The organism is Robertmurraya mangrovi (assembly GCF_034427655.1).
GTDB classification, from domain to species: domain Bacteria; phylum Bacillota; class Bacilli; order Bacillales; family Cytobacillaceae; genus Robertmurraya_A; species Robertmurraya_A mangrovi.
The window spans coordinates 131454-157388 of record NZ_JAXOFX010000001.1; the positions used below are offsets into that span (position 1 = coordinate 131454).

The 25935-nt window shown below is 35.2% G+C and carries 28 protein-coding genes; 16 read left to right on the forward strand and 12 right to left on the reverse strand.

The window, feature by feature from the left end; translation table 11 throughout:
• Positions 1–35: 35 nt before the first annotated feature.
• Positions 36–350 carry an HNH nuclease-like protein HlpB gene (gene hlpB / locus SM124_RS00750; RefSeq protein WP_322444572.1) on the forward strand — a complete coding sequence of 105 codons (315 nt, stop codon included), beginning with the start codon at positions 36–38 and terminating at the stop codon, positions 348–350.
• Between the two features lie 120 nt (positions 351–470).
• Here hlpB and SM124_RS00755 read toward each other — a convergent pair whose 3' ends face one another.
• From SM124_RS00755 to SM124_RS00805, 11 genes are all read right to left on the reverse strand, one after another.
• Positions 471–1328 (reverse strand): TetR/AcrR family transcriptional regulator, encoded by an 858-nt coding sequence (locus tag SM124_RS00755; RefSeq protein WP_322444573.1) that lies wholly within the window; start codon positions 1326–1328, stop codon positions 471–473.
• A gap of 301 nt (positions 1329–1629) precedes the next feature.
• Positions 1630–2070, reverse strand: coding sequence for an Hsp20/alpha crystallin family protein (locus SM124_RS00760; protein ID WP_322444574.1), 441 nt, complete (start codon positions 2068–2070; stop codon positions 1630–1632).
• A 38-nt stretch (positions 2071–2108) separates the two neighbouring features.
• Positions 2109–2351, reverse strand: a complete 243-nt coding sequence (locus SM124_RS00765) for a spore germination protein (RefSeq protein ID WP_322444575.1) — start codon at positions 2349–2351, stop codon at positions 2109–2111.
• Positions 2352–2372: 21 nt separating this feature from the next.
• Positions 2373–2642 carry a spore germination protein gene (locus SM124_RS00770; RefSeq protein WP_322444576.1) on the reverse strand — a complete coding sequence of 90 codons (270 nt, stop codon included), beginning with the start codon at positions 2640–2642 and terminating at the stop codon, positions 2373–2375.
• 70 nt (positions 2643–2712) lie between these two features.
• A complete protein-coding gene (locus SM124_RS00775; RefSeq protein ID WP_322444577.1) occupies positions 2713–3144 on the reverse strand; it encodes a DUF6944 family repetitive protein in 432 nt (143 codons plus the stop codon).
• A 216-nt stretch (positions 3145–3360) separates the two neighbouring features.
• Entirely contained in the window at positions 3361–3579 is a 219-nt protein-coding gene (locus tag SM124_RS00780; RefSeq protein ID WP_322444578.1) for a spore germination protein, read from the reverse strand.
• Between the two features lie 69 nt (positions 3580–3648).
• A complete protein-coding gene (locus SM124_RS00785; RefSeq protein ID WP_322444579.1) occupies positions 3649–4035 on the reverse strand; it encodes a spore germination protein GerPE in 387 nt (128 codons plus the stop codon).
• Positions 4036–4218, reverse strand: coding sequence for a spore germination protein GerPD (locus SM124_RS00790; protein WP_322444580.1), 183 nt, complete (start codon positions 4216–4218; stop codon positions 4036–4038). It lies immediately after the preceding gene.
• Positions 4215–4907, reverse strand: coding sequence for a spore germination protein GerPC (gene gerPC, locus SM124_RS00795; protein ID WP_322444581.1), 693 nt, complete (start codon positions 4905–4907; stop codon positions 4215–4217). The genes SM124_RS00790 and gerPC overlap by 4 nt, the downstream gene beginning before the upstream one ends.
• A gap of 10 nt (positions 4908–4917) precedes the next feature.
• Positions 4918–5208, reverse strand: coding sequence for a spore germination protein GerPB (locus SM124_RS00800; RefSeq protein WP_322444582.1), 291 nt, complete (start codon positions 5206–5208; stop codon positions 4918–4920).
• A gap of 16 nt (positions 5209–5224) precedes the next feature.
• On the reverse strand, positions 5225–5446 hold the full coding sequence (locus SM124_RS00805) for a spore germination protein (RefSeq protein WP_322444583.1): 222 nt from the start codon (positions 5444–5446) through the stop codon (positions 5225–5227).
• Between the two features lie 208 nt (positions 5447–5654).
• On the opposite strand from SM124_RS00805, the gene SM124_RS00810 reads away from it, so the two are divergent.
• From SM124_RS00810 to SM124_RS00860, 11 genes are all read left to right on the forward strand, one after another.
• On the forward strand, positions 5655–7247 hold the full coding sequence (locus tag SM124_RS00810; RefSeq protein WP_322444584.1) for a long-chain-fatty-acid--CoA ligase: 1593 nt from the start codon (positions 5655–5657) through the stop codon (positions 7245–7247).
• Between the two features lie 415 nt (positions 7248–7662).
• Positions 7663–8850 carry a DUF418 domain-containing protein gene (locus SM124_RS00815; protein WP_322444585.1) on the forward strand — a complete coding sequence of 396 codons (1188 nt, stop codon included), beginning with the start codon at positions 7663–7665 and terminating at the stop codon, positions 8848–8850.
• Between the two features lie 10 nt (positions 8851–8860).
• Positions 8861–9766, forward strand: coding sequence for a fumarylacetoacetate hydrolase family protein (locus tag SM124_RS00820; protein WP_322444586.1), 906 nt, complete (start codon positions 8861–8863; stop codon positions 9764–9766).
• Between the two features lie 177 nt (positions 9767–9943).
• Positions 9944–10303, forward strand: a complete 360-nt coding sequence (locus tag SM124_RS00825) for a YisL family protein (RefSeq protein WP_322444587.1) — start codon at positions 9944–9946, stop codon at positions 10301–10303.
• Positions 10304–10438: 135 nt separating this feature from the next.
• Positions 10439–13354: a bifunctional diguanylate cyclase/phosphodiesterase gene (locus tag SM124_RS00830; RefSeq protein ID WP_322444588.1), complete on the forward strand. Its 2916-nt coding sequence runs from the start codon at positions 10439–10441 to the stop codon at positions 13352–13354.
• 40 nt (positions 13355–13394) lie between these two features.
• Entirely contained in the window at positions 13395–13568 is a 174-nt protein-coding gene (locus SM124_RS00835) for a hypothetical protein (RefSeq protein ID WP_322444589.1), read from the forward strand.
• A 92-nt stretch (positions 13569–13660) separates the two neighbouring features.
• The gene (locus SM124_RS00840) at positions 13661–14746 is read left to right on the forward strand and encodes a sensor histidine kinase (RefSeq protein ID WP_322444590.1); all 1086 of its coding nucleotides are present in this window, start codon (positions 13661–13663) and stop codon (positions 14744–14746) included.
• Positions 14747–14751: 5 nt separating this feature from the next.
• The gene (locus tag SM124_RS00845) at positions 14752–15384 is read left to right on the forward strand and encodes a response regulator transcription factor (RefSeq protein WP_322444591.1); all 633 of its coding nucleotides are present in this window, start codon (positions 14752–14754) and stop codon (positions 15382–15384) included.
• Positions 15385–15880: 496 nt separating this feature from the next.
• Positions 15881–16813: an ABC transporter ATP-binding protein gene (locus tag SM124_RS00850; protein ID WP_322444592.1), complete on the forward strand. Its 933-nt coding sequence runs from the start codon at positions 15881–15883 to the stop codon at positions 16811–16813.
• A 17-nt stretch (positions 16814–16830) separates the two neighbouring features.
• Positions 16831–18102, forward strand: a complete 1272-nt coding sequence (locus tag SM124_RS00855; protein ID WP_322444593.1) for an ABC transporter permease — start codon at positions 16831–16833, stop codon at positions 18100–18102.
• Positions 18099–19196, forward strand: a complete 1098-nt coding sequence (locus SM124_RS00860) for an ABC transporter permease (RefSeq protein WP_322444594.1) — start codon at positions 18099–18101, stop codon at positions 19194–19196. Before SM124_RS00855 ends, SM124_RS00860 begins: the two co-directional genes overlap by 4 nt.
• 73 nt (positions 19197–19269) lie before the next feature.
• Here SM124_RS00860 and SM124_RS00865 read toward each other — a convergent pair whose 3' ends face one another.
• Positions 19270–19833: a DUF2777 domain-containing protein gene (locus SM124_RS00865; RefSeq protein ID WP_322444595.1), complete on the reverse strand. Its 564-nt coding sequence runs from the start codon at positions 19831–19833 to the stop codon at positions 19270–19272.
• A gap of 237 nt (positions 19834–20070) precedes the next feature.
• Between SM124_RS00865 and asnB the strand changes: the two genes are divergently transcribed.
• The 4 genes from asnB to SM124_RS00885 all read left to right on the forward strand — a co-directional run bounded on the left by asnB (position 20071) and on the right by SM124_RS00885 (position 25891).
• On the forward strand, positions 20071–21918 hold the full coding sequence (asnB, locus tag SM124_RS00870) for an asparagine synthase (glutamine-hydrolyzing) (RefSeq protein ID WP_322444596.1): 1848 nt from the start codon (positions 20071–20073) through the stop codon (positions 21916–21918).
• Positions 21919–22072: 154 nt separating this feature from the next.
• A complete protein-coding gene (locus SM124_RS00875) occupies positions 22073–23596 on the forward strand; it encodes a phytoene desaturase family protein (RefSeq protein ID WP_322444597.1) in 1524 nt (507 codons plus the stop codon).
• A complete protein-coding gene (locus tag SM124_RS00880) occupies positions 23593–25083 on the forward strand; it encodes a phytoene desaturase family protein (RefSeq protein ID WP_322444598.1) in 1491 nt (496 codons plus the stop codon). The genes SM124_RS00875 and SM124_RS00880 overlap by 4 nt, the downstream gene beginning before the upstream one ends.
• The gene (locus SM124_RS00885; RefSeq protein WP_322444599.1) at positions 25055–25891 is read left to right on the forward strand and encodes a phytoene/squalene synthase family protein; all 837 of its coding nucleotides are present in this window, start codon (positions 25055–25057) and stop codon (positions 25889–25891) included. The genes SM124_RS00880 and SM124_RS00885 overlap by 29 nt, the downstream gene beginning before the upstream one ends.
• Positions 25892–25935 lie beyond the last annotated feature (44 nt).

The window sequence follows — 25935 nt, forward strand, 5'->3', positions numbered from 1 at the left end:
GGTACTTTTTGTCATAAAGAGGAGGGGAGAATGGTATGGGAAAGAAAAAGTCGTTAGTGGGCACCTGTGAGCTATGTTTGAGAGAAGAAGTTGAGGTAACTGTGCATCATTTAACGCCGAAAGAGTTAGGGGGGACTTTTCTACCGACTGCTCTTCTTTGTTATCCATGTCATAAACAAATCCATGCTATTTATACAAATGAAGAATTAGCTGCTAGAATGAATACGATTGAAAGGCTACGAGATGATGAGCAGCTTAAAAGTTATGTAAAATGGATTAATAAACAGCCTGCATCTAAGCTGATAAAGGTTGTTAAGTCGAATGATAGAAAAAGAAGAAGTAAAAAATGAAAAATGTTTTGCTACTCCAATTTTATGAACATTTAATGGCCCAATCTTGGTGGAAGAGTCAATTAGAGGAGTACTAAAAAAAACGTCCACATAGGACGTTTAGATGGTGAATCCATATAGTTACTTTAAGTCATAAATTAGAGCAATTTCTTTCCGGTAATGGTCTAATGCATCAATGTTTTCGAAGTTGGACAACATTCCTTTAATAACAGGTATACGAGGATGTTCCTTTTGAATCTCCTCTTCTAATACATCGAGTGAAATCTCCAGTGCTTGTTTATTATCAAATTGATCTATTTCTTGTCTAATATTTTTTAAAATGGTTCTTATATCTGAAGTGTTTGATTTCTGATTTGTATGCTTAAACAGCATGTTCACTTTTTCTTCCGATAAGAATGATTGATCACTTGAAATGTCTTTCACAATACTATCCATTCGACGGAGGATAAAATGTGTTAAGTCATTTAAATTAAATTTTAAAGGCGCAAATAGTAGTAACTTAATATAAGAGTTATAAAGACCTTCTAACATTAAAGCTAGATCCCATAAATGATGTTCAACAACACTACCATATATGGAAGAGAGACCATTGTGAAAAAAGCGATGGGTGGCTAAGTGTTCTTTAAATAATAGCTCTTTAATCGTGTCATTTCTTGGAATGGCTTGTTCTTTAGATAGCATAATAAAAAATTCTTTATGTTCAATAAACGTACCTGACAAAACGTTTAATTGTTTAATAAATTTTTCTCTTGGAGGCATGTCTTGGTCTTCAAACTTTGATACATTATGGTGAATTGTACCAAAGCAAAATTGCAAGATGGCTAACAGAAGGTCATCTTTTGATTTGAAGTGTAAATAGAATGCACCTTTTGAGATTCCACTTTCAACTGCGATTTCATGGACAGAGGTAGAATTAAAGCCTTTACTGGCAAAAAGCTTCATCCCTGTTTCAATTATCGCTCTTTCCTTCTCATTCAAAATAAATCCCTCCAACTTTTCCTTCAGCATGAATATGATTCTTTCTTTTATATAATTCGTTACCAGAGTAACAAATACGTCTGTAATTTTAAAATTCAACCTTATGACTGTATAGTCATAAGGTTGAATTTGTGACTGGTAAGTCAATGCTAGAGGATACGACAATAAAAGTCAATGTTAATCTAGGAGAGAGGAGAGAGAATGAATTAGACAGGTGTAGCTAAAACCCTAAAATCGGACACTTATAAAAATGTCCGATTTTAGGGTTTTACTTCCTTGAATATTTGCAACTGACTCACATTTACATTATCTCATTCACTTGCAATGTTTCGTTAAGTCGTGGATAAGTTACTTGTATTAAGCCTTGGTGGAAGTTTACTTGAACAAATTGGGCTTCAGTTGGCTCTGGTAAAGTAATTAGCCTCTCAACTTTTCCGTAGTAACGTTCTTTTTTTACTTCCATTTCTGTTGGAAATAATGGTTTAATTGTACCTTCGATAAATAGATGTGTTTTAGATTTGAGTGAAATATTAATATCATTTGTACTTACACCTGGAATTTCAATAATAATACATATATGAGTGTCATTTTTGTAGATATCATAACGAGGAAGATTTTCTCCTTTTTCAAAGGTTTCAAAAAACTGTTCAGGAGACTGTTGCTTAAAGGCATTCCACCAAAAATCATTTTTTTGATAATTATTCGTAAACTCAAGCCATTTTTTCATCTTTTCCAAATCCATACTGACTCATCCTTACATAGAAAAGATTAATATCCAAACTAAACTTGGTTTGAAATAGGTAATGAAGGGTTCCCAATTTGGTCCTGGTCACTAACATCTGGATCAAGAATAGCGGTATTTAATTGGGCGGAAGAGGGAGAGAAATCACCTAGAGAGAAATTTGCACCAAATAACTTTGTATTACCTGTATGGCTATTGTGAACAGTGGGGCCAACGTCTACATTACCGTTTTGTTGAATTCCATTAACTTTAATATTAAAAACATTTATTTGATAAGGCATAATTTCCTCCAATTAACCTTTTTATAGATACGGATTTTTTAATGTTGGGAAAGGAACAGGAACACCAACATTATCTGTATTCCCATATTCAGACTGATCATTTACGTCAGGGTCAATATAGATATTTTCCATCATAGCTTCTGAAGGGGAAGTGTCTCCATAAGTAGAATTAAGTCCCTGAGACTTATTATTTGAAGTATGACTATTGTGGATAGCTTCACCAATAGTTACCGACCCGTTTCCTGATATACTGTTAATTTTTATAAAATACAAATTGATTATGGTTGACATACGGTTCACCCTCGAGTTGTCTTTAAGGTACTATATGCATCAGAAGGCATCTAGGTTCGTGTAATGAAATTTAAGGTACAAAACCGCTGCCGTTACTAATAAGCTCATCGTACAATACTCTTTCTCCACCTAAAGCTTCTATAGCATTTCCGAAGGATTGTATCCAATCACCTGTTATAGCTGTTCTTTGTCCCTCGTAAAGAGAGGCTTGATCTTCAGCGTTGAGTTGGTTTAAGACACCAATAGCCTCAATTAATTGACCGATTGCTTGAACCCATACCCCAGCAACAATTTTCTCCTCTCCAATGCTTTGTTCTCTTAAGTAGAGTAATTTTGTTAAGGCAATAGCTTCCGAAATTTGGGCAATTGCCTGGAACCATAAATTGGCTGCAACTTGTTTTTTTAGTTGTAGAATTACCAATTCTTTTTCTTCGTTATTTTCTTTATATTTAGATGAAGGTTGTTCTTTTGGTGGGGAGTTATTCGGAGATCCTTTTGTCATCTGATTATCACTCCATAGCATTTAAACTCTATGATTATTCTTATTCGATTAAAGTTATTCTGTTATTGTTACCTATTGGAATTCCGACCACGTTTTAAGAGTTAATTTAGTTTTAGTAACTAAGAATAGATATAGCAACTACTTAAGAAAGAGCTTGGCACCCCCAAGCTCTTTCCATTAACATTTTCTAAGATGTTAAATAAGAAGGGTAAAAACTTAATTATTTCCAACAGTCGGTTGATCAATTAAGTTTGTATCTACATGATTGCTCGCACTAAAGCCACTGTTAGTAATGATAAAACCTCCAGTATTTAATGAACCGGAGCCAACTGTTGACTTTGAGTTACTTTTAGGAGATATAACGAGAGTATCCCCAAATTGAACAATACCCCCACCTACATTGACTATTTGTACAGGTCCAATAATAGCCGGCATATAAAAACATCCTTTTCAATCTATTTAAGCCCTATGATTATACATATATGCAATCATGGCCTAGTGTGTTCAGTCCGGAGCTTGGTCTGTTTTTGGCAACAGTTGTCTTATATGTTTAATACGAGCTTCCATATTAATATGCTTACTATTACCAACATGCAAAACAGAAGAAGATGAGAAGGCGATCACTTGAATATTATTTACTTTAATAATGGGATTGAGTGGATGTGATTGGAAGGTAAGGGGTTCAGTAAGTTGAGGAAGAGGAATAGGTATTGAATATATTGGGTAATTCCTAAAGTTCCCCTCCCGTCCAAAAAAGAGTTCCCTTTCTCTTTGTACAGCTAAGGCTCTATTTAACCCATTTATTATTGTTGAATCGCCAATTTGAAAAATAGATGAGAAAGCAAACCCATCAACTTTTATCCGATCTACAGAGGAAGTTCGTTGTAACATTTAACGCACTTCCGGAGCAAGAGGCACAAATGGACCAATAATTAATGATTCAGCTGGAGTATCAAAAACGGAAGAAAGTTGAATAGTTTGCACATCACCAACCATTAGTATAGAAGAACTAGATACCCCAATAATTCTAATATTACCTACTCCTATGTCTCTGTTATAAACTTGAAAGTTCATTCTTGTTTCATTCCTTTCACATTGTCCGGCAAATGGCTGATGAAGGCATAAACTCCATTTTGAATTTCTTTCTTTAGTAGTTCTATAATTTGTTCATTAGATTCAGGAGAAGTGTATTCTCTTCCTTCGTTTGAAAATTCTTTTAGGTAGTATTCGATTCGATTTGGAATTTGTTTCTTAATATCGTCTCTAATAAAATTTAGATAAGACTCATCTACAGTTGTATTTAGCTTAGAGAGGGTACCCTTAAAAACTTCAGGTAGTTCGTTTTCTAAATATGCCAAAATCGAATCCTCTAATTCCATTACTCTACTTAAATGCTGTTTTGGAGAATAAGGTATAGGAATACCTGTACTATTATTATTAGCTGTTCCATTCTGATTTGCAGTTCCAACATTAGGGTTACCCCCGGTATTAGGGGCATTACCCATCCCGTTATTTATAGAGAAGTCATCAATATCTTGTAGGTCAGAAGGATTTAACCCAATGTTTAAAGTACCTTCGAGATTCTCCACTTTAAGTTGATCAAATTTATATTCCATTCTTTCAATTCGAACAGGAGGCCTTTCTTTTACGATAACCATCTCTTTTCGAAGAATTTCAACAGTCTGTTCCAACTTTTTTATTCGCTGCTCCTGTTTTTGTACAAAGTAATGGAGTTGGTTTAAATAACTATAGAGATCGTTCATACGAGCCACCTCATTTCTCTTTATTCATACCCCTAGTTGGTGCAGCTAGTGGGACGGATGGAGCTTCTAGATACGTGCCAGTATCATCTTCTAAATCGGGCTCAAAGATTAAATCCTCCCCAACTGCAGTAAAAGGGGTATCTGGTGACGGTGCTGGGCCTGTAAATCCACCTGTATTATATAAAAATGAGGCAGGCTTAATAATTCCTGCACTGCCTATTTGTAAAACGGAGGAGTTAGATATCCCCCCAATTTTAATTAGGTTTATAGAAATGGATTGTTGTATATAAAAATTAGCCAACCATTTTCACCTGCCATTATACGTTTAAATAATTCCCTTGATCAATAACATCTGGGTCGTAAGTGTTTGTGGAGCTAAGTTTGTTATAAACCTTTAATCCGTCACCTGTATTAAAAGATCCAGCTCCAGAGAACGTTTTTGCATTGGAAAGTGGCATAATTTTATAAACATCCCCAATGTTGAAGACTGAACTGCTACCAATTGAGATTACTTGTGCTACTCCAACAATAGCTGGCATATTTAACACCCTTTTTTTTAGATTCTTTTATATCGTATGAATGAGCACAGTAGATGTGATTAAAAAGCCCAAATTAAATGGGTGGGTTTGTTCACAAAATGTTCATCTTAATGTTATATAACAGACAAAATTCAACACTACCTGTCTTAGTTTTATGTTAATATTAAGTATATTTAGAATATTTAAAGAAATGCAAGGAGGAAGAGAGATGAATGTACCTTTAGTTCTAACCGATTTTTTAGACCGAGCTGTTTCTTTATATGGCACAAAAGAAGCGATTTATTGTGATGACAGAGTGTTTACATATAACCAATTAAAATCTAGAGTGGACAGGTTATCACACGGTTTAAATAGGCTTCATGTACAAAAGGGAGACCGAGTCGCATACTTAGCCCCTAATACGGTTGAAATGTTAGAAGGTTTTTATGGAGTTTTTCAAGTGGGCGGTGTGATGGTTCCGTTAAATATTCGCTTAAAACCTGAAGATTACTTGTTTATCTTAAACCACAGTGAAACAAAGGTTTTATTTGTAGACCAGGAATTGTACCCATTAATCCTACCGATAAAAGAAAAGTTATCCACGGTGGAAAAAATAATCGTCCAATATAAGAACCATGATACAGCTGAAATTGGATATGACCAATGGCTATCGGAACAGAGTAATGAGAAGTTTGAAAAAGTAGAATTAGATGAAAATGATGTCTGTAGCTTGTTATATACAAGTGGAACAACTGGAAATCCAAAAGGTGTTATGCTCACACATAGAAATAATTACATACATGCTTTAAGTATTCAACATCATTTAAGAGTAAGAGACGAAGATGTTTTGTTACATGTCTTACCTATGTTTCACGTTAATGGATGGGGGTCTCCTTTTTATTATACAGCCAACGGTGCAACGCAGATTTGCTTAAGGAAAGCCACTCCAGAATCGATCTTTCATTCATTAGAGAAACACAAAGTTAGTATTATGCATATGGCACCAACCGTTTTAAATACATTACTTCAATATTATGAGCAAAATGTGCCTCAAATTGAACAAGAGGTTCGAGTAGTGATCGCTGGTTCTGCACCACCACCTGCTTTTGTAACCCGTGTGGAAAAAGAGCTAGGGTGGGAGTTTATTCAGGTTTATGGAATGACAGAATCTTCTCCACTAAGTACCATCTCTACTATCCGTTCACACCTGAAGGATTTACCATTAAAAGAACAATATCGAATGAAAGCTAAAGCGGGCCATTCTGTGATTGGCTGTACGGTTAAGGTTGTAGATGATAATGGGGATGAAGTTGAGCATAACGGTAAATCCATTGGAGAAGTGGTAACCAGAAGTAATGGAGTTATGAAAGGGTATTGGAAGAATGAGGAAGCCACAATGGAAACGATACGAAACGGCTGGCTGCATACTGGGGACATGGCAACTGTCGATGAATATGGGAATATTGATATTGTAGACAGGAAAAAGGACGTTATTATTAGTGGAGGAGAAAATATTTCTTCAATAGAAGTAGAAGGTGCCTTATATGATCATCCAGCTGTATTAGAAGCAGCTGTAATTGCCGTTCCACATGAGAAGTGGGGAGAAACTCCTCATGCATTTGTCGTATTACGACCTGGACAACAACTTTCTGAAAAAGAACTAATTCAATTCTCAAGAGAAAAGCTAGCCCATTTTAAAGCAATAACAGGAGTCACTTTCGTTGAAGAATTACCAAAAACAGCATCAGGGAAAATTCAGAAAGTACACTTAAGGAATGATTATTGGGAATCAGAGGGGAAAGTAGGACGCTTTGTAAATTAAAAGAATATCTAAACTCAGGACTGTTTCTTTATACAGAGACAGTCCTTTTCATGTGATTTAAACAAACTTTGGATAGAAATTTTAATTCACACATAGTAAAATAGATTTTTAATTACCAAACTATGTAAAATGATTTCTTATATCAAAATTACAAAATTATTATACAAGTGTTTTTTTCCTAAGGATTGCTAGTAATTACACATTATGTAATTACTACTGAGTTGATTGGAGCGGAGGGTACTTGACTCCTGCGGGGATAGAGGGAATGGGAGACCCCACAGGCGGTAAGCCGAGGAGGCTCCCATCCCTCCCCGCGGAAAGCAAGTACCCGGAGCGGAAATCAACGGGCAAAATAATAATTAAAACAAACTACGTAATACAAACTATATTATTATTTATTAAAGGAGGCGTTACATTGGAAAAACTAAATTCGATTCAACCCCAAGAGAGAATTATATCTATGGATATCATGAGAGGGTTCGCTATTTTTGGTATCTTTCTAGTGAACATGATATCGTTCCATTCACCATTTTTGTATATAGACCCTTTAAAATGGTGGGATGGTACTTTGAACACGGTTACCTATAGTTTTATTGATATTTTTGCACAAGCAAGCTTTTATCCATTATTCTCTATGTTATTTGGCTATGGATTAGTCATTTTAAGAGAAAGAACATTAGCGAAAGGGATTAATTTTGTGGCACTTAGTGCTCGAAGACTTACCTTACTGTTAGGTATTGGTTGTATTCATGCATTCTTAATCTGGCATGGAGATATATTAATAAACTATGCTATTTTCGGCTTTATTCTTTTATTGTTTCTAAGATTATCTGGAAAAGCTATGATGATTACTGGTGCACTATTGTATATAATTCCTAATATTTTATTCGGTCTATTAATAGTCGTTAGTATCATGTTTGCACCTGAGGGCGAACTTGACCTCACAGATATGCAGTCGGCCAATCGTTCACTCGAAACTTATCAAAATGGCAGCTTTGTTGATATCACCGAACAGCGATTTGAAGACTGGTACTCAGTTAATAATCTAGCTAACTTTATTATTATGTTTTTTAATATTTTCCCTTTATTTTTGCTAGGTGGTGGTGCTGCAAAATTAAAGTGGTTAGAAAATGTTCGGAAATATAAAAAGATGTTTACCATCATCGTTATTACTACACTCATCTTAGGATTAGGGATTAAAGTAGCGCCGTATTTGTTTGAAAAGAACTTGGCATTAGAATTTTTTCAAGACTTCTTTGGTGGAAGTTTATTGACTATTGCCTATGCACTAGGTATTGCTTTACTAACAGAAGTCGTTTCTACTAGAAAGGTTATCACTATCTTTGCACCTGTTGGGAAGCTTGCTATTAGTAATTACTTATTTCAATCAATCGTTTCAACGACTATCTTTTATTCATATGGTTTTAGGTTATACGGTCAATTTTCTGTATTTCAGGGAATCCTCTTAGCTCTATTCATTTTCTCCATTCAAGTGATCATCAGCCATATTTGGATTAAATATTATTTATATGGTCCGGTAGAATGGCTATGGAGAAGCTTTACTTATATGAAATGGCAAAAACTGAAAAAGTCAAAAGCTTAGGAGTGAAAGCATGAGATTCGTTACGGCTAAAGATGAAATGGGAGTTTTTGTAGGTTTAGTATGTGAGTCAGGTGAGCAAGTTTTACCTTTAAGTAGAGTTGAAGAGAGAAGTGTAGGTACCCATGTCTTACCCGAGACGATGGTAGATTGTATTGAGATGGGAGAAGAGTTTCTTCTAAAAGTAAATGAAATTAATAGATATATAAAGGAAAATGCTTTGGAGTATCTATATGTACCTATTACGAGTCTTACTATTTTAGCTCCTATCCCTAGACCCACAAAAAATATTTTTTGTGTAGGTAAAAACTATGAAGAGCATGCGATTGAGATGGGAAGTAAAGAAGATATCCCTGAGCATGTAATGGTGTTTACGAAAGCACCAACAACAGTAGTGGGGCCAAATGAAGCGGTTCTAAATCACTCTAATATTACTTCACAATTGGATTATGAAGGTGAATTAGCCGTTGTTATTGGAAAAAAGGGGAAAGGTATACCAAGGGAAAAAGCCCTCGATTATGTTTTTGGATATACCATTATTAACGATATAACAGCAAGGGATTTACAAAGCAGACATAAGCAATTTTTTATTGGTAAAAGTTTAGACACTACTTGTCCGATGGGGCCATGGATTGTTCATACATCAGAAGTGAAAAATCCTAATAACCTTGAAATAAAAACTTTTGTTAATGGAGAGTTACGTCAAAATTCAAATACGAAACACTTTATCTTTCCGATTGAAGAAGTAATATCCGTTTTGTCACAAGGTATGACTCTTGAGCCTGGAGATGTGATTGCTACAGGGACTCCAGCTGGTGTAGGAAAGGGGTTTAAGCCTCCACGCTTCTTGAAGGCAGGCGATGAGATCAAAATTGAAGTAGAACAAATTGGATTCCTAGTGAATCGGATTGAATCATAGTTTCTACAGCATCTAAATTTTAGGTATTTCGTTTTTATTATGGTATGATAGTAACCGGGCTGCTCGATCATATGTGTTTTTATATACTGTTTATATTGAGAGTAATTAACGAGATAACGGTAGTAATAACATCGAAATGCCTTATGATTCTATCTATTTCTCAGGGAGGGTAAACTTATGACACATGCCCACATTACAACATGGGTTTTAGCACTAGTTTTATTTTTTGTTGCATTAAGCCTTCATAAAAGTGGAAAAGCAAAAGGGGCAAAAATTGTCCAAATGATTTTACGATTATTCTATTTACTCATTATTGCAACTGGAGCTTTATTACTACATAGTATTGCAAGTATTAGTATAGAATACGTATTAAAGTCATTAATCGGAATTTGGGTTATTGGTTCATTAGAAATGGTGTTAGTAAGAACAGCGAAGGGTAAAGAAACAAAAATTGCATGGATTCAGTTAGTTATTTCCCTCGTAATTGTTTTATACTTAGGTTTAAAACTACCTCTAGGGCTTTACTTATTCCAATAATTACAAATTAATCGACAAATTCTAAAAAAAGCTGCCAAAAAGGTAGCTTTTTCTATTTTTTCATGTTCTGTGCAAGGTAAATATGGTATTTTAGAGGTAGGATATTTTTAACAATAATATAAATGGTGGTTGCTGATGGCTAAGACAATATCATGTATATATAAAAGTGAAAGTCAATTACATAGGTTTATAGACAGCCATGAATTATGTGACTATCCTAACCTCCTTGTACAGGTGTTTTCTGGGAATGGGGATAGAGATAACCTGAAAAAAGTCCAACTTGAAGTGAATGGACTCCTACCCCAGGTAACAATGATTGGCTGCACGACATCAGGCGAAATTCTGAATGGCAATATAGTAGAAGATGAAATCGTTCTTTCATTTACTATTTTTGAAAAGACAGAACTAAAATCTATTATGCTTAACTTAGATGAATATAGTAATAGCTATGATTTAGGAACCAACTTAGTTAGGAAAATATCTTCTTTTGATACTAAAGCCATCATTCTATTTATTACAGACTTCTCAGTTGATGTCCCTTTGCTACTAGAGGCCATACATAATGAGAAACAAGATGTGGTTATTGCTGGTGGAGTAGCTGGAGATAATGGTGCTTTTAAAGAGGGACTAGTATTCACAAACCATGAGCTTACAAACCAAGGTGTTGTAGCAGTAGCTTTAAATAGTGAACAATTAAAAACAAAGACTTTTACAAACTACAAATGGCAAGAAATAGGGAAATCTTTTTCTGTAACGAAAGCTAGTGGGTCCACCATTTATCAAATAGATCAAAAAAAACCGATTCAAATTTTAAGACATTACCTAGGTGATGATTTTGTAAACGGACTCCCTCAATCGGGGGTTGAATTTCCATTTATTCTAGAGAAAAATGGGGAGAAGGTTTCCGTTTTTATAACAAGAGTTTTGGCTAATGGGGCAATCGAGGTCAATCGTGTAGTTAATGAGGGAGAAACCATTACTTTTGCCTACGCAGATTTAAAAGAAATTGTTGAACATACTCTCCATGAATTAAAACAGTTATCAAAAACAAATGTAGAATCTATCTTTGTTTATAACTGTATGGCACGTAAGAAGTTTTTACGGGACTTTACGGAAAAAGAATTAGAGATGCTTAACCAAATTGCCACTACATCTGGGGTTTTCTCATATGGGGAAATTAGTAACAAAGAGGAAAACCGACCACAATTAGTGGGGCATTCTTTAACTTATTTAGCACTTAACGAAAGTGATACTAAGGATAAACAAAATACTTTTTCATTCCAATATGATATACCTGAAAACATGAATACGATCGTTTCCTTGACACATTTAATGAAGGCATCACAGCATGATATAAAAATGCTAAACGATCATTTAACGATTTCTGAACAATATTATCGATCTTTATTTGATAATAATGCTGATTTCGTTTACTCAACAGATTTAAAAGGGAACTTTACTTCTGTTAACCCAGCCTTTGTTGAAACTTTTGGTTTTAATGAAAAAGAGATTATAGGAAATTCCGCGCTTAAGTATATTAAAAATGAAGATATAGCTAGGGTACGGATGCATTTTTATCGTGCTTTAAAGGGAAAAGAGCAATATTATAATATTGAAATTCCAACCAAGAGCGGAGAAGTGTATTTATTCCAGATAAGAAATATTCCTATTACGATACAGGGAGAAACAGTTGGAATCTATGGAATTGGTAGGAACATTACGGAGCAAAAGAAAATAGAAGAAAAAATTATCCAGTTGGCATACTTTGATCAAGAAACAGGCTTGCCGAATCGAATGAAATTTACAGAAAAGCTAGAGGAATTTCTTCAAAGAGCGAAAAAGAAAAAACGTATGCTCGCTGTAATGATTATTGATATGGATCGATTTAAAATCATCAATGATAGTTTAGGGCATTACGCGGGTGATGTCATTCTCAAGGAAGTAAGTGAGAGAATTCAAAAAGTCTTGCCAAGCGGTTCATTTTTTGGAAGATTCAGTGGTGATAAGTTTACTTTAGTATTATCGAAGAATGTCAACATGGAAGAAGTAATGAAAGTTGCTAATTCTATTCTTTTTGAAGTGGCCAAGCCTGTCTATTACAAAAATCAAGAGTTTGTCGTTACAGCCAGTATTGGGGTAAGTCTTTTCCCGAATGATGGCTTAGACGAAAACACTCTTATGAAAAATGCTGACATTGCAATGAATCGTTCAAAAAATCCTGGGGGGAACAGGATTACTTTCTTCTCCAACGAAATGAACGAACAGGCAATGGCGCGCCTAGAGTTAGAAAGTTACTTGAGAAAAGCACTGCAAAAAAATGAGTTTTACTTATGTTATCAGCCATTAGTCGATCTTGCTACTGGTAAAACGTACGGAAGTGAAGCACTGATTCGTTGGAATCATCCGAAGCTTGGGTTAGTATCTCCAATGGAATTTATCCCTCTTGCGGAAGAAACGGGACTGATTGAAGAAATCGGAAGCTGGGTTTTACGAACAGCTTGCATGCAGAATAAGAAATGGCAGTTAATGGGGATGCATGATTTATCCATTTCTGTAAATGTCTCTGCTAATCAATTTAGTCAGCCGGGGTTTTTACGCGAAGTAGTAAAAGCGCTGGATGACTCAGGGTTAGAGCCTGAGTACTTAACACTTGAGTTAACCGAAAGTATTATGCTTAGAAACATTGACTACAGTATTTCGGTCATGAAGGCATTGCAAGAACTTGGAGTAAAAGTTTCTATAGATGACTTTGGAACAGGATACTCATCATTAAGTTATTTAAAGAACCTACCTATCAACACATTAAAAATAGATCGTTCCTTTATTAATAATCTGCGACTTAATACATCTGATATAGCCATTGTTAAAGCCATCATTACAATGGGACACGGCTTGGCTGTTAAAGTAGTGGCTGAAGGTGTAGAAACAAAAGAACAAATTGAGTTATTAAAAGAATTAAAATGTCACTATGCACAAGGGTATTATATTCATAAACCGTTGTCGTCCGACGATTTTGAAAAGGGCTTATTAGCAACCCCACAAACAAGCTAAGAGACGATTTTACGGGTTACTGCTGAGCGGAGGGAATATCATGTCTAGTGTTTGGGTGATTATTATCTTAATCACTGTGATGATTGCGTTTATAATAACCATCCAGATCATCGCAAAGCAACAGGGACAAACTATTTTAACTAAGAAAGATGTCCTAAAAGCATTGAAGGATAAGATAAACATTGCAAGTAAGGATAAGGATGAACAAAGATAGTCTGTCAATATGGCAGGCTATTTTGTTATCCACTACACGATTGATTAGTTGTTTAGGGGTATGCTTTAAAAATTTAGGTATAGGTGAGAAAAATGATTCCTTTTTATATTCGTTTTATGATTATAGCAAGCCTGTGGGGGATCATGATTTACTCACCAACGAGTAAACATGATGTCTTTCTATTTTTATTATGTGCTTTTTCTTTAGCGGTATATTTCTTAATACCCGTTATTACAAAAAAGTTCATATTTATTAACCTATTGCTAGTAGGCTCGTTTTTTTACTGTTTGATTATTGAACCACAATTGCATTCTTATTTCTTTTTGTTCATGCTTTTATATGTATTTGATTTGGCTTTTTATATGAAACCTTTCCCATTCCTAGTGAATTTAGTAGTCATTCATTTATTTTTCTTATTTGGGTATTTTCAAATGGAAACTCATTTCATAGTAATCTATTTAAATATACTATTCTCATTGGTCTTATATAAATTAAATTCTTATTACTATGAATCTTTAAATAAATCTACGTTGTATGAACAATTATTAGAGCAATTTCGTAAGATTAAACGACAGTCCATAAAAAACGAACAAGTAGCTAGACAAGAAGAGCGTACTCGAATGACTAGGGAAATCCATGATTCGGTTGGACATAAATTAACAGCGTTAAGTATGCAAATTGAAATGCTTCTCATGAAAGAGAAAAGCGAGATGCTGCAAGGGATGAAAGTGACAGTTGGAGATTGTCTGGAAGAAACTAGAAGGGCTGTAAGAGCTTTGCATCATGAGGATATAGAAGGGCTTTCATCGGTTATCCATTTGCTTAGAAAACTAGAGTCGGAGAGTCATTTGAGGGTGAATTTTACAACGAAACATGGGGTCCTAGGAATCTCTTTATCAAATAAAAATAATATTGTTTTATATAGGGTAATCCAAGAATCCTTAACCAATGCAATGAAATACGGCCATTCTCGAGAAGTAGAGGTTACTTTAGGAATCTCTCCAATAGGTGATTTATTATTTAGAGTTATGAATCATTATCATTATTCAACTCCTATTAATGAGGGATTTGGGCTGAAAAATATGAGAGAACGAGTAGAGGAAATAGGTGGGGTACTTCATGTTTATCAAAAAGATGAAGCCTTTATTGTTGAAGGAACCATACCTATAGAGAGGTGAGAATTATGATTCGCATCCTTTTAGTTGAGGATCAGAGTATTGTTAGACAGGGTTTGAAAATGATTTTAGAACAAGATCATGAATTTAAGGTTGTAGGTGAAGCTGAGAATGGATTAGAAGCTTTTGAATTTTTAATGGACCATGCTGTAGATGTAGTGTTAATGGATATACGTATGCCGGTAATGAACGGGATTGAGGCAACACATAAAATAAAAAGCCGCTATCCTCATATTAAGATTATTATTTTGACAACCTTTAATGATGAAGAATATGCTCTTCAATCGTTAAAGGAAGGTGTCAATGGATTTTTATTAAAAACCTCTGACGGTCCCAAGTTAATTCAATCAGTTCGCAGTTGTTTAGAAGGAGGAATTGCTATCCATGAACAAGTTGCAGCCAAAGTCATGCCGAGACTTCTTGAAAAACCTGTTACAAGAGAAATAAACCTTGATTTAACAACAAGAGAACTAGAAATCACCAAGCTTGTTGGACACGGAAAAACAAATAAAGAAATATCTGAAAGTCTATATCTTTCAATCGGTACAGTTAAAAACCACATCACACAAATTCTGCATAAATTAGACCTACGAGACCGAACACAACTCGCCATATTCGCTGTTAAAAATGATATATTGTGAACCTACTAGGATATGTCAGATGGCATATCCCTTTGTTATTTATGATAAATTTTATTGACGTTTAGGAAATTATATTACTTCGCATTGTGGATAACTCTTTAACATTGATTGTCCACGTCCAGCTCCAGCGCCTAGCCCCTCGAGGTCAAATAACCTTCAACCCTAAAAGTCGAAAAGCAGACTTTTAGGGTTGAAGAACATTTGCTTGTCGGGGCTGACCGAGGCGCTTGCGCTTTTGTACCTTCCTCTGAGTTGATTGGAGCGGAGGGTACTTGACTCCTGTAGGAATAGATGGAAAGGGAGACCCCACAGGCGGCACGCCGAGGAGGCTTCCATCCATCCCTACGGAAAGCAAGTGCCCGGAGCGGAAATCAACGGACAGGCTAGCTAAATTAAAAAATGACTCAAGTCATAGTTTTATCTAACTATAATGACTTGAGGTAGTGGGGAATAACTGCAAACTGAAATATAGTTAGAATAACAAGGAGGGATTGCAATGTTAGAAGTTGTTGAACTGACTAAACATTTTAAAAATAATAAAGCTGTTAACGGCGTTAATTTATATTTAGAAAAAGGAGAAACTGTTGGCTTATTAGGTCCAAATGGAGCTGGTAAATCAACAACCATCTCGATGATTTCGTCCCTAGTAAAACCATCTAGTGGAGATATTAGGCTGCGAAATGAAAGCATCATAAAAACACCAGAAAAAATGAGGAAAATCCTTGGTGTTGTACCGCAAGAAATTGCACTTTATATGGAATTATCCGCAAGAGAAAACTTAGAACTATTTGGGAAGATCTATAAAATTCCGAGCAAAGAGCTAAAAAATAGAATAGATGAAGTATTAGAAATTATTGGTCTGAAGGATAGACAGAAGGAACTAGTCAAGACCTATTCGGGTGGAATGCAAAGAAGGCTAAATATAGGAGTGGCGCTGCTTCATGAACCTGAACTCATTATTATGGACGAACCAACCGTTGGTATTGATCCTCAATCTAGAAACTATATTCTTGAAACGGTAAAAAGATTAAATACAGAGAAAAACATGACAGTGCTCTATACCAGTCACTACATGGAAGAAGTAGAGTTCTTATGTGATCGTATTTATATTATGGATCATGGGAAAGTAATTGCATCTGGTGAGAAAGAAGAAATTAAAAGTATTCTCTCAGCAGAGCAAACCATTGCTATAAAAGTGGAAATGTTAAAAGGGGAATTTGTAGAGTCTTTAAAAATTCTTCCAAATATTAGAAATATATCTATTAAGGAACCTATTGTATCCATCATTGTTCCGAAGAAAATTAATATATTAAAAGACTTATTTAAGGTTGCGGAAGAGTCAAACACCAATATTATATCTGTTAATATTGAGACCCCTTCGTTAGAGGATGTATTCCTCCATTTAACTGGTCGGCAATTACGTAATTAAGGGGGGAGGTTTTAGGTATGTTACGTCAAATTATAAAAAAAGACTTACTTTTGTTTTGGAGAAGGCCAAGAGAATTAATTCTTCTACTTTTAATGCCATTTATCTTAATTTCTATTTTGGGGACTGCATTGAGTTCTATTAACGATGGAAAAACACCTGAAATCAATATAAAGTTAGCCATCGTTCAAAAAGACGATGCTGAAGAGGGAATCTCCGCTGTTATCGAGAAATTGGATAAAATGGGCTTAGCTGAGGAGAGAAAAAGTGCAGCTATCGAGGGAATGAATCAATTTAATCCCATTCAAATTTTACTTAATGATGTGTTAAATAGTGAGGAATTAAAAGACTCGATTAAAGTAGAAATATATGAAAATGAAATGAGTTCTAAAGAAGAACAAAAGTACAGTGGTACTTTGGAGATACCAGAAAACTTTTCAGCCCAGTTTTATCAACATGCCTTTTTGGGCAGTAATAATGCCCCTCAGCTATTATTAAAATTGAACGAATCAAGCCCCTTGGAGGCAAGTGTCTTAAAGGATATATTAGCTAGTTTCCAAGAAGAGCTTACTCTTTGGTCCGCTGTTCATTCTATTGGGATTAATGGGGAGGAATTGCAGAAAAAGATTAGTCAAGAAATAGAAGATATTAGAAAGATAGAAAGTGTATCAAAGAAAAATACAATCAATAATGTTTCGTATTATGCGATTGGAATGAGCGTCATGTTTATTTTCTATGTGGCATCAAAAGTTGCAACATTCTCTTATGAACAAAAAGAATCCGGGATATTTGGAAGACTGTTACTAGCCAATGTACCTGCTCATATATTTTTTTCTGGTATTTTTATTTCTACGTTTATATTAGCTTTTATACAAATGAACATCTTGTACGGTTTGTCGGCTATCTTCTATGACGTTACTTGGCCAAACTTACTCAACTACTTTGTAATCACTATTTTAATGTGTATTATGATTAGCGGCTTTGCAGTATTCTTAAGTTCTATATGTTATAGAGTAAATTCTGATCATGCATCACAATTATTTTCGAACTTTTTAGTTCCTGTATTGGCTTTTTTAGGAGGAAGTTATATCCCAGTATCACAACTAGGTGCAAGTTTTGAGAATATATCCAAGTTTTCACCTGGGGGAGCTGGAACTTCAGCTTACTTCAAAGCCATGCAAGGTTATTCATTAGAGGATATCTTAACGCAAATGATTACGATACTTGCTATTACAGTAATACTAGTTATTTGTGCTGTATTTATTCAACCGAAAAGAGGTGAGTCTGTGTGAGAGGCATATTATGGGGAAAGTTTAAATTGCTCCTAAGAAAACCAGGCCCTTTTATCGCAACTACAATTATTTGTATCGTTTTTGCCTTTTTAACAGGCACGTCATCACAATCAAAAATAGAAATACCTGCTTATAGCACTTTACCTGAGAAAGAGATAAATGAGATTCTAAAAGACTTAAATAAAAGTGAATCATTCAGCTTTGTCATTAAAGATGAGAAAACAGTAAAAAATGCAGTTGCTGAAGGAAAGATAGATGCGGGATTACAACTAGAGAAGAATAAATTTACCATCTTTCATGTGAACTATACTCAAAACTTCTACTTAATTAATCAATACGTTGGTCAATATTATGAACAGGCGTTTCAAAATCAACAGATCCTAGATGCTGCTAACCATTCAAAAGAAGCAGAAAGAATATTAAAGAATATTAACAAGAATCCTATCTTTGAATTATCAACCAGTTCCTATAAAAATGAGAGTGATTGGGTGTATAATCCTGGGCTTCAGTCACTATTCGGTTTCACATTGTTCTTTGCTGTTTACACGGTAGCTTATAATGTGGTTGAGATTCTAAAGGAAAAACAATCAGGAGTATGGGATCGGTACATTTTATCACCAACCTCTAAGATATCTATGTATATAGGAAATCTCTTATATAGCTTTATAAGTGGATATATTCAGATTGTACTCATCTTTGTAGTGTTTAAGTTTGGGGCTGGAGTAGATTTTTATGGTTCTTTTTATAAAACACTTATATTAATTATTCCTTACCTCTTTGCTATCGTTGCCTTATCTATATTGTTAACAAGTTTAGTTAAAACGATGGGGCAATTCAATGCATTAATCCCGTTGATTGGAGTAAGCTTTGCCATGCTCGGAGGTGCGTACTGGCCAATAGAAGTGGTCACATCAGACATTTTAATAACAATTTCAAAATTTGTACCTATTACGTATGGAATGGAAATGTTGAAAGGTGCAACCATTTCTGGTTTATCCTTTCAAGAATTGCTTTATCCAATTTCCATCTTAATCTTAATGGGTGTTGTTATGATGGGTATTGGTATTCGCTTAATGGAGAATAGGCATGTATAACGTGTTTAGTGTTTATTTAAGAAGAATATAGGTTAAATAGAAAAGGTGGCTACATAATTTAAGCCACCTTTTCCTATGAAGTGATTTTCTCAATCACCATTCGTTTACCTGAGTTTAACGTAAATTCAAAGCGGTCATTTCGTTTTTCATAATAACAGAAATGATGTTGAACGCTGCAAATTTCGTCTTGGTTATCAAATATTAAGAAATTCACTCCATTTTTCCGGTCACCATCATTTAAAAAGGTTAGATGATTATAGCAATAAATACAGTCATAAATTGAAAATTTCAATGAATTTAGATGGGTAATAAATTGATAAAAGGAATCATCTGAGATTTCCTCTAATAATCTTTCTAGTGAGTAAATTAAATGTTTACGAATTCGAACATGGTCGTGATTTTTCAAGAAAACCATTTCGTCACCAAAAGTAATTTTTCCTCCATCAAATAATATACCTTTTTTCCAGCGATTAAATCGAAAAACTTCAACTTCCTGATGGAGGTACTCATCTATTAACGATGCTTCTTCCGTTTCATCGTCGAAGAAAACCCATTGGTCATTTATGCATTCAACTGTTCCTTCTGTAAACGCCCGGGTTTGAAATTCAAACAGTTTTGTTCGTTGCTGTCTATTCATTGTTTACCTCCGTAAAGCTGATTAGTGACATACCACCCGATTAAAGGGGAGCAAAAAGTTATAGTGCTAACTAATAAGAATGAAAAAGGTTACCTCACATTTCTTTGTTGACAACTTGGAATTATTTTAAACTCTTATTGAAAAGGACAATTAACTTTTTTTAGGGCCCGGCATAGGATATATACATGTTCATGGTGCCCAGATTCAGGGATGTTCCGCTCGGAAAGGATGATGACAATGTGTGGAATTACAGGCTGGATTGATTTTCAGAGAGACATACGAAAAGAACACGGAACAATTGAAAAAATGGCAGAGACTTTAACGAAACGTGGTCCAGATGATACGAATGTATGGACCAACACACACGTTGGATTCGGTCATAAAAGATTAGTTGTTGTTGACCCAGAAGGCGGAAAACAACCAATGATTAAAGAAAAGCACGATAACCGTTATACCATCTGCTATAACGGAGAGCTCTATAATACAGAAGATATTAGAAAAGAGTTACTAATAAAAGGATATTCGTTTAAGGGACATTCTGATACTGAAGTTCTATTATCAGCCTATATAGAATGGGAAGAAAAATGCGTTGATTATCTAAATGGGATATTTGCCTTTGCTGTATGGGATGAGAAAAAGAATCAGTTGTTCATAGGAAGAGACAGACTAGGTGTCAAACCTTTATTTTACTCTGAGACTAACAAGGGGTTAATATTTGGATCGGAATTAAAAGCAATCTTAGCTCATCCAGAAATAAAGGCAGAACTTGATCGTGAAGGGCTATCTGAAGTATTTGGGCTTGGACCATCAAGGTCACCTGGTTCAGGGGTTTTTAAAGGAATTAAAGAATTAAGACCAGGTCATGCCTTAAAGCTATCTACAAATGGCTTGAAACTTTGGCGTTACTGGAATGTGAAAAGTGAAGTTCATAAAGACTCTCTTGATGAAACAGTAGAAAAAGTCCGTTATTTGTTTACAGATGCAGTAAAAAGACAACTCGTTTCGGATGTTCCTTTATGTACGTTCCTTTCTGGTGGTGTGGATTCAAGTGCCATAACGGCAATTGCTGCAAAAGAGTATGAAAAAGAAGGAAAAGGTCCACTTCATACGTTCTCCATTGATTATGAAGATAATGATCAGTTTTTTAAAGCGAATGAATTTCAGCCAAACTCCGATGCTGCCTTTATTCAAAAGATGACAAATGAGTTCGGTACGATACACCATAGCTCGATTATCACTCAAGACCAGTTGGCAGAGCATTTAATTGAAGCAGTCCATGTGCGGGATTTACCTGGAATGGCTGATATTGACTCATCTCTTTTATGGTTTTGCCGTGAGATTAAAAAAGAATATGTCGTTAGTCTGTCAGGGGAATGCGCGGATGAGATTTTCGGAGGATATCCATGGTTCCATCGTAAAGAAGATTTACAAAGAGGTGGGTTTCCGTGGATGAGATCGATTCAAGAGCGACAAAGCTTACTAAAGGAAAACTGGCGCAATAAACTAAACCTTGAAGATTATATGATGGCCAAATACAATGAGACGCTAGCAGAGGTTCCTAAATTAGATGGTGAAAGTCCTGAGGAAGCAGGTAGAAGGGAATTATTTTATCTGAATCAAATATGGTTTATGACTACATTACTCGACCGTAAAGATAGGATGAGTATGGGAGCAAGTCTAGAGGTTCGTGTACCTTTTGCAGATCATAGATTAGTTGAATACGTTTGGAATATACCTTGGGAAATGAAAATGCACGGAAACAGAGAAAAGGGGTTACTCAGAAAAGCTCTTGAAGGGATCCTTCCTGATGAAGTTCTTTATAGAAAAAAGAGCCCGTACCCGAAAACTCATAATCCAAAGTATACAAAAGCAGTTCAACAGCTACTCGGTGAATTCCTGGAAAACCGCTCATCCGTTTTATATGAATTCTTTGATAAGAATAAACTAAACCACATCCTTGAAACAAGAGGAGAAGCTTTTAAAGAACCATGGTTTGGTCAACTAATGACAGGTCCACAATTATTAGCCCACCTAGCTCAAATTCATGTATGGTTCCATGATTATAATATTAATGTCGTAGATTAACAGTTTAATATTAAGTGATTAGAGTCTGTACAGAGATTGTATGGGCTCTTTTCTTTTTTTGTGGACTAGAGAGTTTAAAATTGTCACAGTCAGCACTCTTTTGTATAATCTTTGTATAATATATGTATAACGAAGAAGTATAGGGGGCTGAGTGGTGAAAAAGAAAATAGTTGTAATCGGTGCAGGACCCGGGGGACTAGCAGCCTCCATGCTTCTAGCAAGCAAAGGCTACGATGTTGAAGTATATGAAAAACAGCCACACGTAGGTGGAAGAAACGGAGCAATAAAACTAAAAGGATATACTTTTGACATTGGTCCAACCTTTTTAAGTATGCCTCACATTGCAGAAGAGTTATTTGAAGTAGCTGGCCGTAATCTTCACGATTATTTAGAGTTAAAAGAATTAAAGAAAATGTACGAATTAATTTTTACTGATAAAAAGGTTCAAATGTATAGAGATAAAAACAAAATGTTTGATGAAATTGAAAAGCACTTCCCAGGAAATGGTGAAGGTTATTTACGATTTATGAAGGAAACACAACGGAAGATGGATACTTTAACTCCTATTTTACAAAACAAGATGGATTCACTAATTCAATACTTAAGCCCGAGAGTGTTAAAGGCAATCCCGCAACTTTCGTTAGGAAAGAGCCTCTATGATGTTTTAAGTCAGTATTTTAAAGATGAACATTTAAAGCTAGCCTTTACTTTCCAGTCAAAATATTTAGGAATGTCACCATGGGAATGTCCGGGTGCCTTTTCTATTCTTTCCTTTATGGAACATGAATACGGAATTTATCACCCGATTGGAGGGCTTAATCAACTATCAGAGGCAATGGCAAGGGTGACAAAGGAATATGGAGGAAAAATTCACTTAAACAAAGGTGTAAAAAGACTAATACTAGATGGGCGAAAAGTAAAAGGAGTTCTTTTAGAAACTGGTGAACAAGTGGAAGCTGATGAAGTGGTTATCAATGGAGACTTTGCCCATATCATGACACACCTCGTTGAACCAGGTGTCTTAAAGAAGTACACATCGGAAAAACTAGAAAAGAAAAAGTATTCTTGTTCCACCTTCATGATCTATCTAGGAATCAACAAAACTTATAAACTTCCCCATCACACCATTTGTTTTGCAGATGATTACAAGAAAAATGTGGAGGAAATTACAAAAACGATGAGTCTGTCAGAGGATCCATCAATTTATATACAAAATGCTTCTGTTACTGATCCGACCCTTGCACCTGAAGGGAAATCTACTCTGTATATATTAGCACCTGTTCCAAACAATATGAGCAAGATTGATTGGGCTACACATGAGCAGACTTTTAAAGAGTTAGTACTGAAAACAGTTGAGGAAAAAACAGGCTTTAAAGGCTTAAGGGATGTTGTAGAAGTGGAAAAGGTGATTTCCCCAAGGAATTGGGAAACAGAAATGCTCGTATATAAAGGGGCAACTTTTAACTTAGGGCATCAGTTAAGCCAGATGATGGTATTTCGTCCTCATAACCGATTTGAAGAATTAGAGAATACTTGGTTAGTAGGAGGAGGCACTCACCCGGGAAGCGGGCTTCCAACGATATTAGAGTCTGCTCGTATCACAACAAAGATGATGATGAAAGAGGATGGAGTATCATTTGAACCGTCACTACAACAGGGAATGGAGCAGGCTTTATGAGAGTAGCCATTATCGGAGGTGGCATCGGCGGAATGACCACTGCTCTCCTTCTCTCTAAAAGGGGAGTAGACGTAACGATTTTTGAAAAAGAAGACCATTTAGGAGGAAGATTGTCTTTTGTAGAGGAAGATGGATTCCGAGTTGATAAAGGACCAACCATTGTACTTTTACCAGAAATGATAAAGGAGATCCTCTCGGAAGCGGGAGTAGACTCTAGTAGCTATGAGCTGATAAAGTGTGATCCGCTATATAGAATTCATTATCCAAATGGAACTGATTACATTAAGTATGCTGATCCAAAACAGCAAATAAAAGAGATCCAGGAAAAGTTTCCTCGGGATGTAGATGGATTTATTCAGTTTATGAAAGATATGGATGTTCGGTTTAAACTGGGAAAGAAAAAAATACTAGAAAAATCTTTTATTAGACAAAGCGACTTTTGGAATAAAGAAACCATTCAAACACTAGTAAAGTTAAAAGCTTATAAAAATGTATTTAAACAACTATCTCAATACTTTAATGACGAAAGGTTAATGATCTCCTATGCTTTACAGACTCTTTACATTGGGGGGAATCCTTTAAGTACTCCAGCTATTTATAGCCTAGTATCCTATAGCGAGCATGAGCATGGAATCTATTATATAAAAGGTGGGTATGCAAGTATAGTTCAAGTATTAGAGAAAGAATTGAGAAAAAGAAATGTTACCATTCGCTTAAATTCTAGAGTGGAAAACATAGAAACAAGAGGTTTTAAGGCTGAACATATAAACGTAGATGGAAAGAAGGAAAGTTTTGACCAATTTGTCCTTAATGGAGATTTTCCAATCGCGGAAAAACAACTCCTACAAAGGGAACAAAATTACACTCCATCTTCTGGATGCTTATTACTATATTTTGGGTTAGACAAAATATACGAAGACCAGTTACCTCACCAATTTTTTATCGGTGAAAACTTTGTAGATTCTATGAAGGATATATTTGAAAGAAAGCAAATCCCAACTCATCCTTCATACTATACGTTCAATCCTACTGTCATAGATACTACACTGGCACCATCTAATCAAAGTGTCCTTTATGTATTAGTTCCTGTTCCTTCAGGCAGCCATATAAATTGGTCTGTACAAGGCAGATTGTTAGCAGAAAGAGTCATTAATCATATGGAAGAGAACGGTTTTAAACAGATCAGAAAACATATAAAGTGGCAAAAAATACGAACTCCAGGAGATGCAATATATGAAGGGTTATTCTCTGGCGGAAGTTTTGGAATAGCGCCAACCTTATTTCAATCAGGTGTTTTTAGACCGCAGCTAAAACCTTTTAAAGAGGATAATATATTTGCTGTTGGAGCTTCCGTTCATCCGGGTGGAGGAGTACCGATTGTTATGCAAGGAGCTAAATTATTAGCCGACTATTTGCTAAGAGAAGATATACACAATACGGAGAGAGAGGAAGTGAGTTATGTTGGATCAAATAGCAAAGGCATATGATGATTGTGAAGAAGTCATTAAGAAAAACTCAGCAACCTTTTATAAAGCTTTTTCGTTTTTACCTTCGGAGGAAAAGAGAGCGGTTTGGGCTATCTATACATTCTGTCGAAGAGTGGATGACATCATGGATGAAGGACTAGAGCCTGAGAAAGAAATACTAGTGTTTGAGAAGGAATTTGACCTATTCAAGAAAGGAAAAATAATCAAACATGATTTTATGTGGCTAGCCCTAGCAGATGTATTTTCTAAATATCAAATGGACATCAGACCATTTGAAGATATGATTATTGGGCAAAAGATGGATCTAATAAAAAACAGATATGAAACGGTTGAAGAAGTACTACACTATTCTTATCATGTGGCTAGTACAGTAGGTTTAATGCTCCTCCCCATTCTTGCACCTGGAAAAACAGAAATATTAAGAAGCGGAGCCATTAAACTAGGATTGGGCATGCAAATCACGAATATCCTTCGTGATATTGGTGAAGATTTGTTAAAAGGAAGAATTTATGTTCCATCTGAATTGTTTGAGAAACACCATTATTCCTATAAGGAGTTTCTTCAATTTGATGTAAATGAAAGATTTATAAATATAGTAGAAGAGTTAGCTAGGTTAGCAGACAGCTATTATAGTGAGGCACTTGAAACAATTGATGAATATCCTTTATATTCTAGAACACCAGTTAAAGGGGCAGCTTATTTATATAGAGCAATTTTAGATGAAATAAGAAAAAATGGTTATAACACGTTCCAAAAGAGAAACTATGTAACAAAAGAAGTAAAAGACCAAATCATTGCTATGATGTAGACTTATTAATCTTTTATAAAAAAAATAAGAGCTTGGCAAATACC

What these genes read in the sequence shown, in the direction of transcription:
- hlpB (WP_322444572.1), top strand. Translation starts at nt 36, where the DNA reads ATGGGAAAGAAAAAGTCGTTAGTGGGCACCTGTGAGCTATGTTTGAGA.
- SM124_RS00760 (WP_322444574.1), bottom strand. Translation starts at nt 2,070, where the DNA reads ATGGATTTGGAAAAGATGAAAAAATGGCTTGAGTTTACGAATAATTAT.
- SM124_RS00765 (WP_322444575.1), bottom strand. Translation starts at nt 2,351, where the DNA reads ATGCCTTATCAAATAAATGTTTTTAATATTAAAGTTAATGGAATTCAA.
- SM124_RS00770 (WP_322444576.1), bottom strand. Translation starts at nt 2,642, where the DNA reads ATGTCAACCATAATCAATTTGTATTTTATAAAAATTAACAGTATATCA.
- SM124_RS00775 (WP_322444577.1), bottom strand. Translation starts at nt 3,144, where the DNA reads ATGACAAAAGGATCTCCGAATAACTCCCCACCAAAAGAACAACCTTCA.
- SM124_RS00780 (WP_322444578.1), bottom strand. Translation starts at nt 3,579, where the DNA reads ATGCCGGCTATTATTGGACCTGTACAAATAGTCAATGTAGGTGGGGGT.
- SM124_RS00785 (WP_322444579.1), bottom strand. Translation starts at nt 4,035, where the DNA reads ATGTTACAACGAACTTCCTCTGTAGATCGGATAAAAGTTGATGGGTTT.
- SM124_RS00790 (WP_322444580.1), bottom strand. Translation starts at nt 4,218, where the DNA reads ATGAACTTTCAAGTTTATAACAGAGACATAGGAGTAGGTAATATTAGA.
- gerPC (WP_322444581.1), bottom strand. Translation starts at nt 4,907, where the DNA reads ATGAACGATCTCTATAGTTATTTAAACCAACTCCATTACTTTGTACAA.
- SM124_RS00805 (WP_322444583.1), bottom strand. Translation starts at nt 5,446, where the DNA reads ATGCCAGCTATTGTTGGAGTAGCACAAGTAATCTCAATTGGTAGCAGT.
- SM124_RS00810 (WP_322444584.1), top strand. Translation starts at nt 5,655, where the DNA reads ATGAATGTACCTTTAGTTCTAACCGATTTTTTAGACCGAGCTGTTTCT.
- SM124_RS00820 (WP_322444586.1), top strand. Translation starts at nt 8,861, where the DNA reads ATGAGATTCGTTACGGCTAAAGATGAAATGGGAGTTTTTGTAGGTTTA.
- SM124_RS00825 (WP_322444587.1), top strand. Translation starts at nt 9,944, where the DNA reads ATGACACATGCCCACATTACAACATGGGTTTTAGCACTAGTTTTATTT.
- SM124_RS00830 (WP_322444588.1), top strand. Translation starts at nt 10,439, where the DNA reads ATGGCTAAGACAATATCATGTATATATAAAAGTGAAAGTCAATTACAT.
- SM124_RS00835 (WP_322444589.1), top strand. Translation starts at nt 13,395, where the DNA reads ATGTCTAGTGTTTGGGTGATTATTATCTTAATCACTGTGATGATTGCG.
- SM124_RS00840 (WP_322444590.1), top strand. Translation starts at nt 13,661, where the DNA reads ATGATTCCTTTTTATATTCGTTTTATGATTATAGCAAGCCTGTGGGGG.
- SM124_RS00845 (WP_322444591.1), top strand. Translation starts at nt 14,752, where the DNA reads ATGATTCGCATCCTTTTAGTTGAGGATCAGAGTATTGTTAGACAGGGT.
- SM124_RS00850 (WP_322444592.1), top strand. Translation starts at nt 15,881, where the DNA reads ATGTTAGAAGTTGTTGAACTGACTAAACATTTTAAAAATAATAAAGCT.
- SM124_RS00855 (WP_322444593.1), top strand. Translation starts at nt 16,831, where the DNA reads ATGTTACGTCAAATTATAAAAAAAGACTTACTTTTGTTTTGGAGAAGG.
- SM124_RS00865 (WP_322444595.1), bottom strand. Translation starts at nt 19,833, where the DNA reads ATGAATAGACAGCAACGAACAAAACTGTTTGAATTTCAAACCCGGGCG.
- asnB (WP_322444596.1), top strand. Translation starts at nt 20,071, where the DNA reads ATGTGTGGAATTACAGGCTGGATTGATTTTCAGAGAGACATACGAAAA.
- SM124_RS00880 (WP_322444598.1), top strand. Translation starts at nt 23,593, where the DNA reads ATGAGAGTAGCCATTATCGGAGGTGGCATCGGCGGAATGACCACTGCT.
- SM124_RS00885 (WP_322444599.1), top strand. Translation starts at nt 25,055, where the DNA reads ATGTTGGATCAAATAGCAAAGGCATATGATGATTGTGAAGAAGTCATT.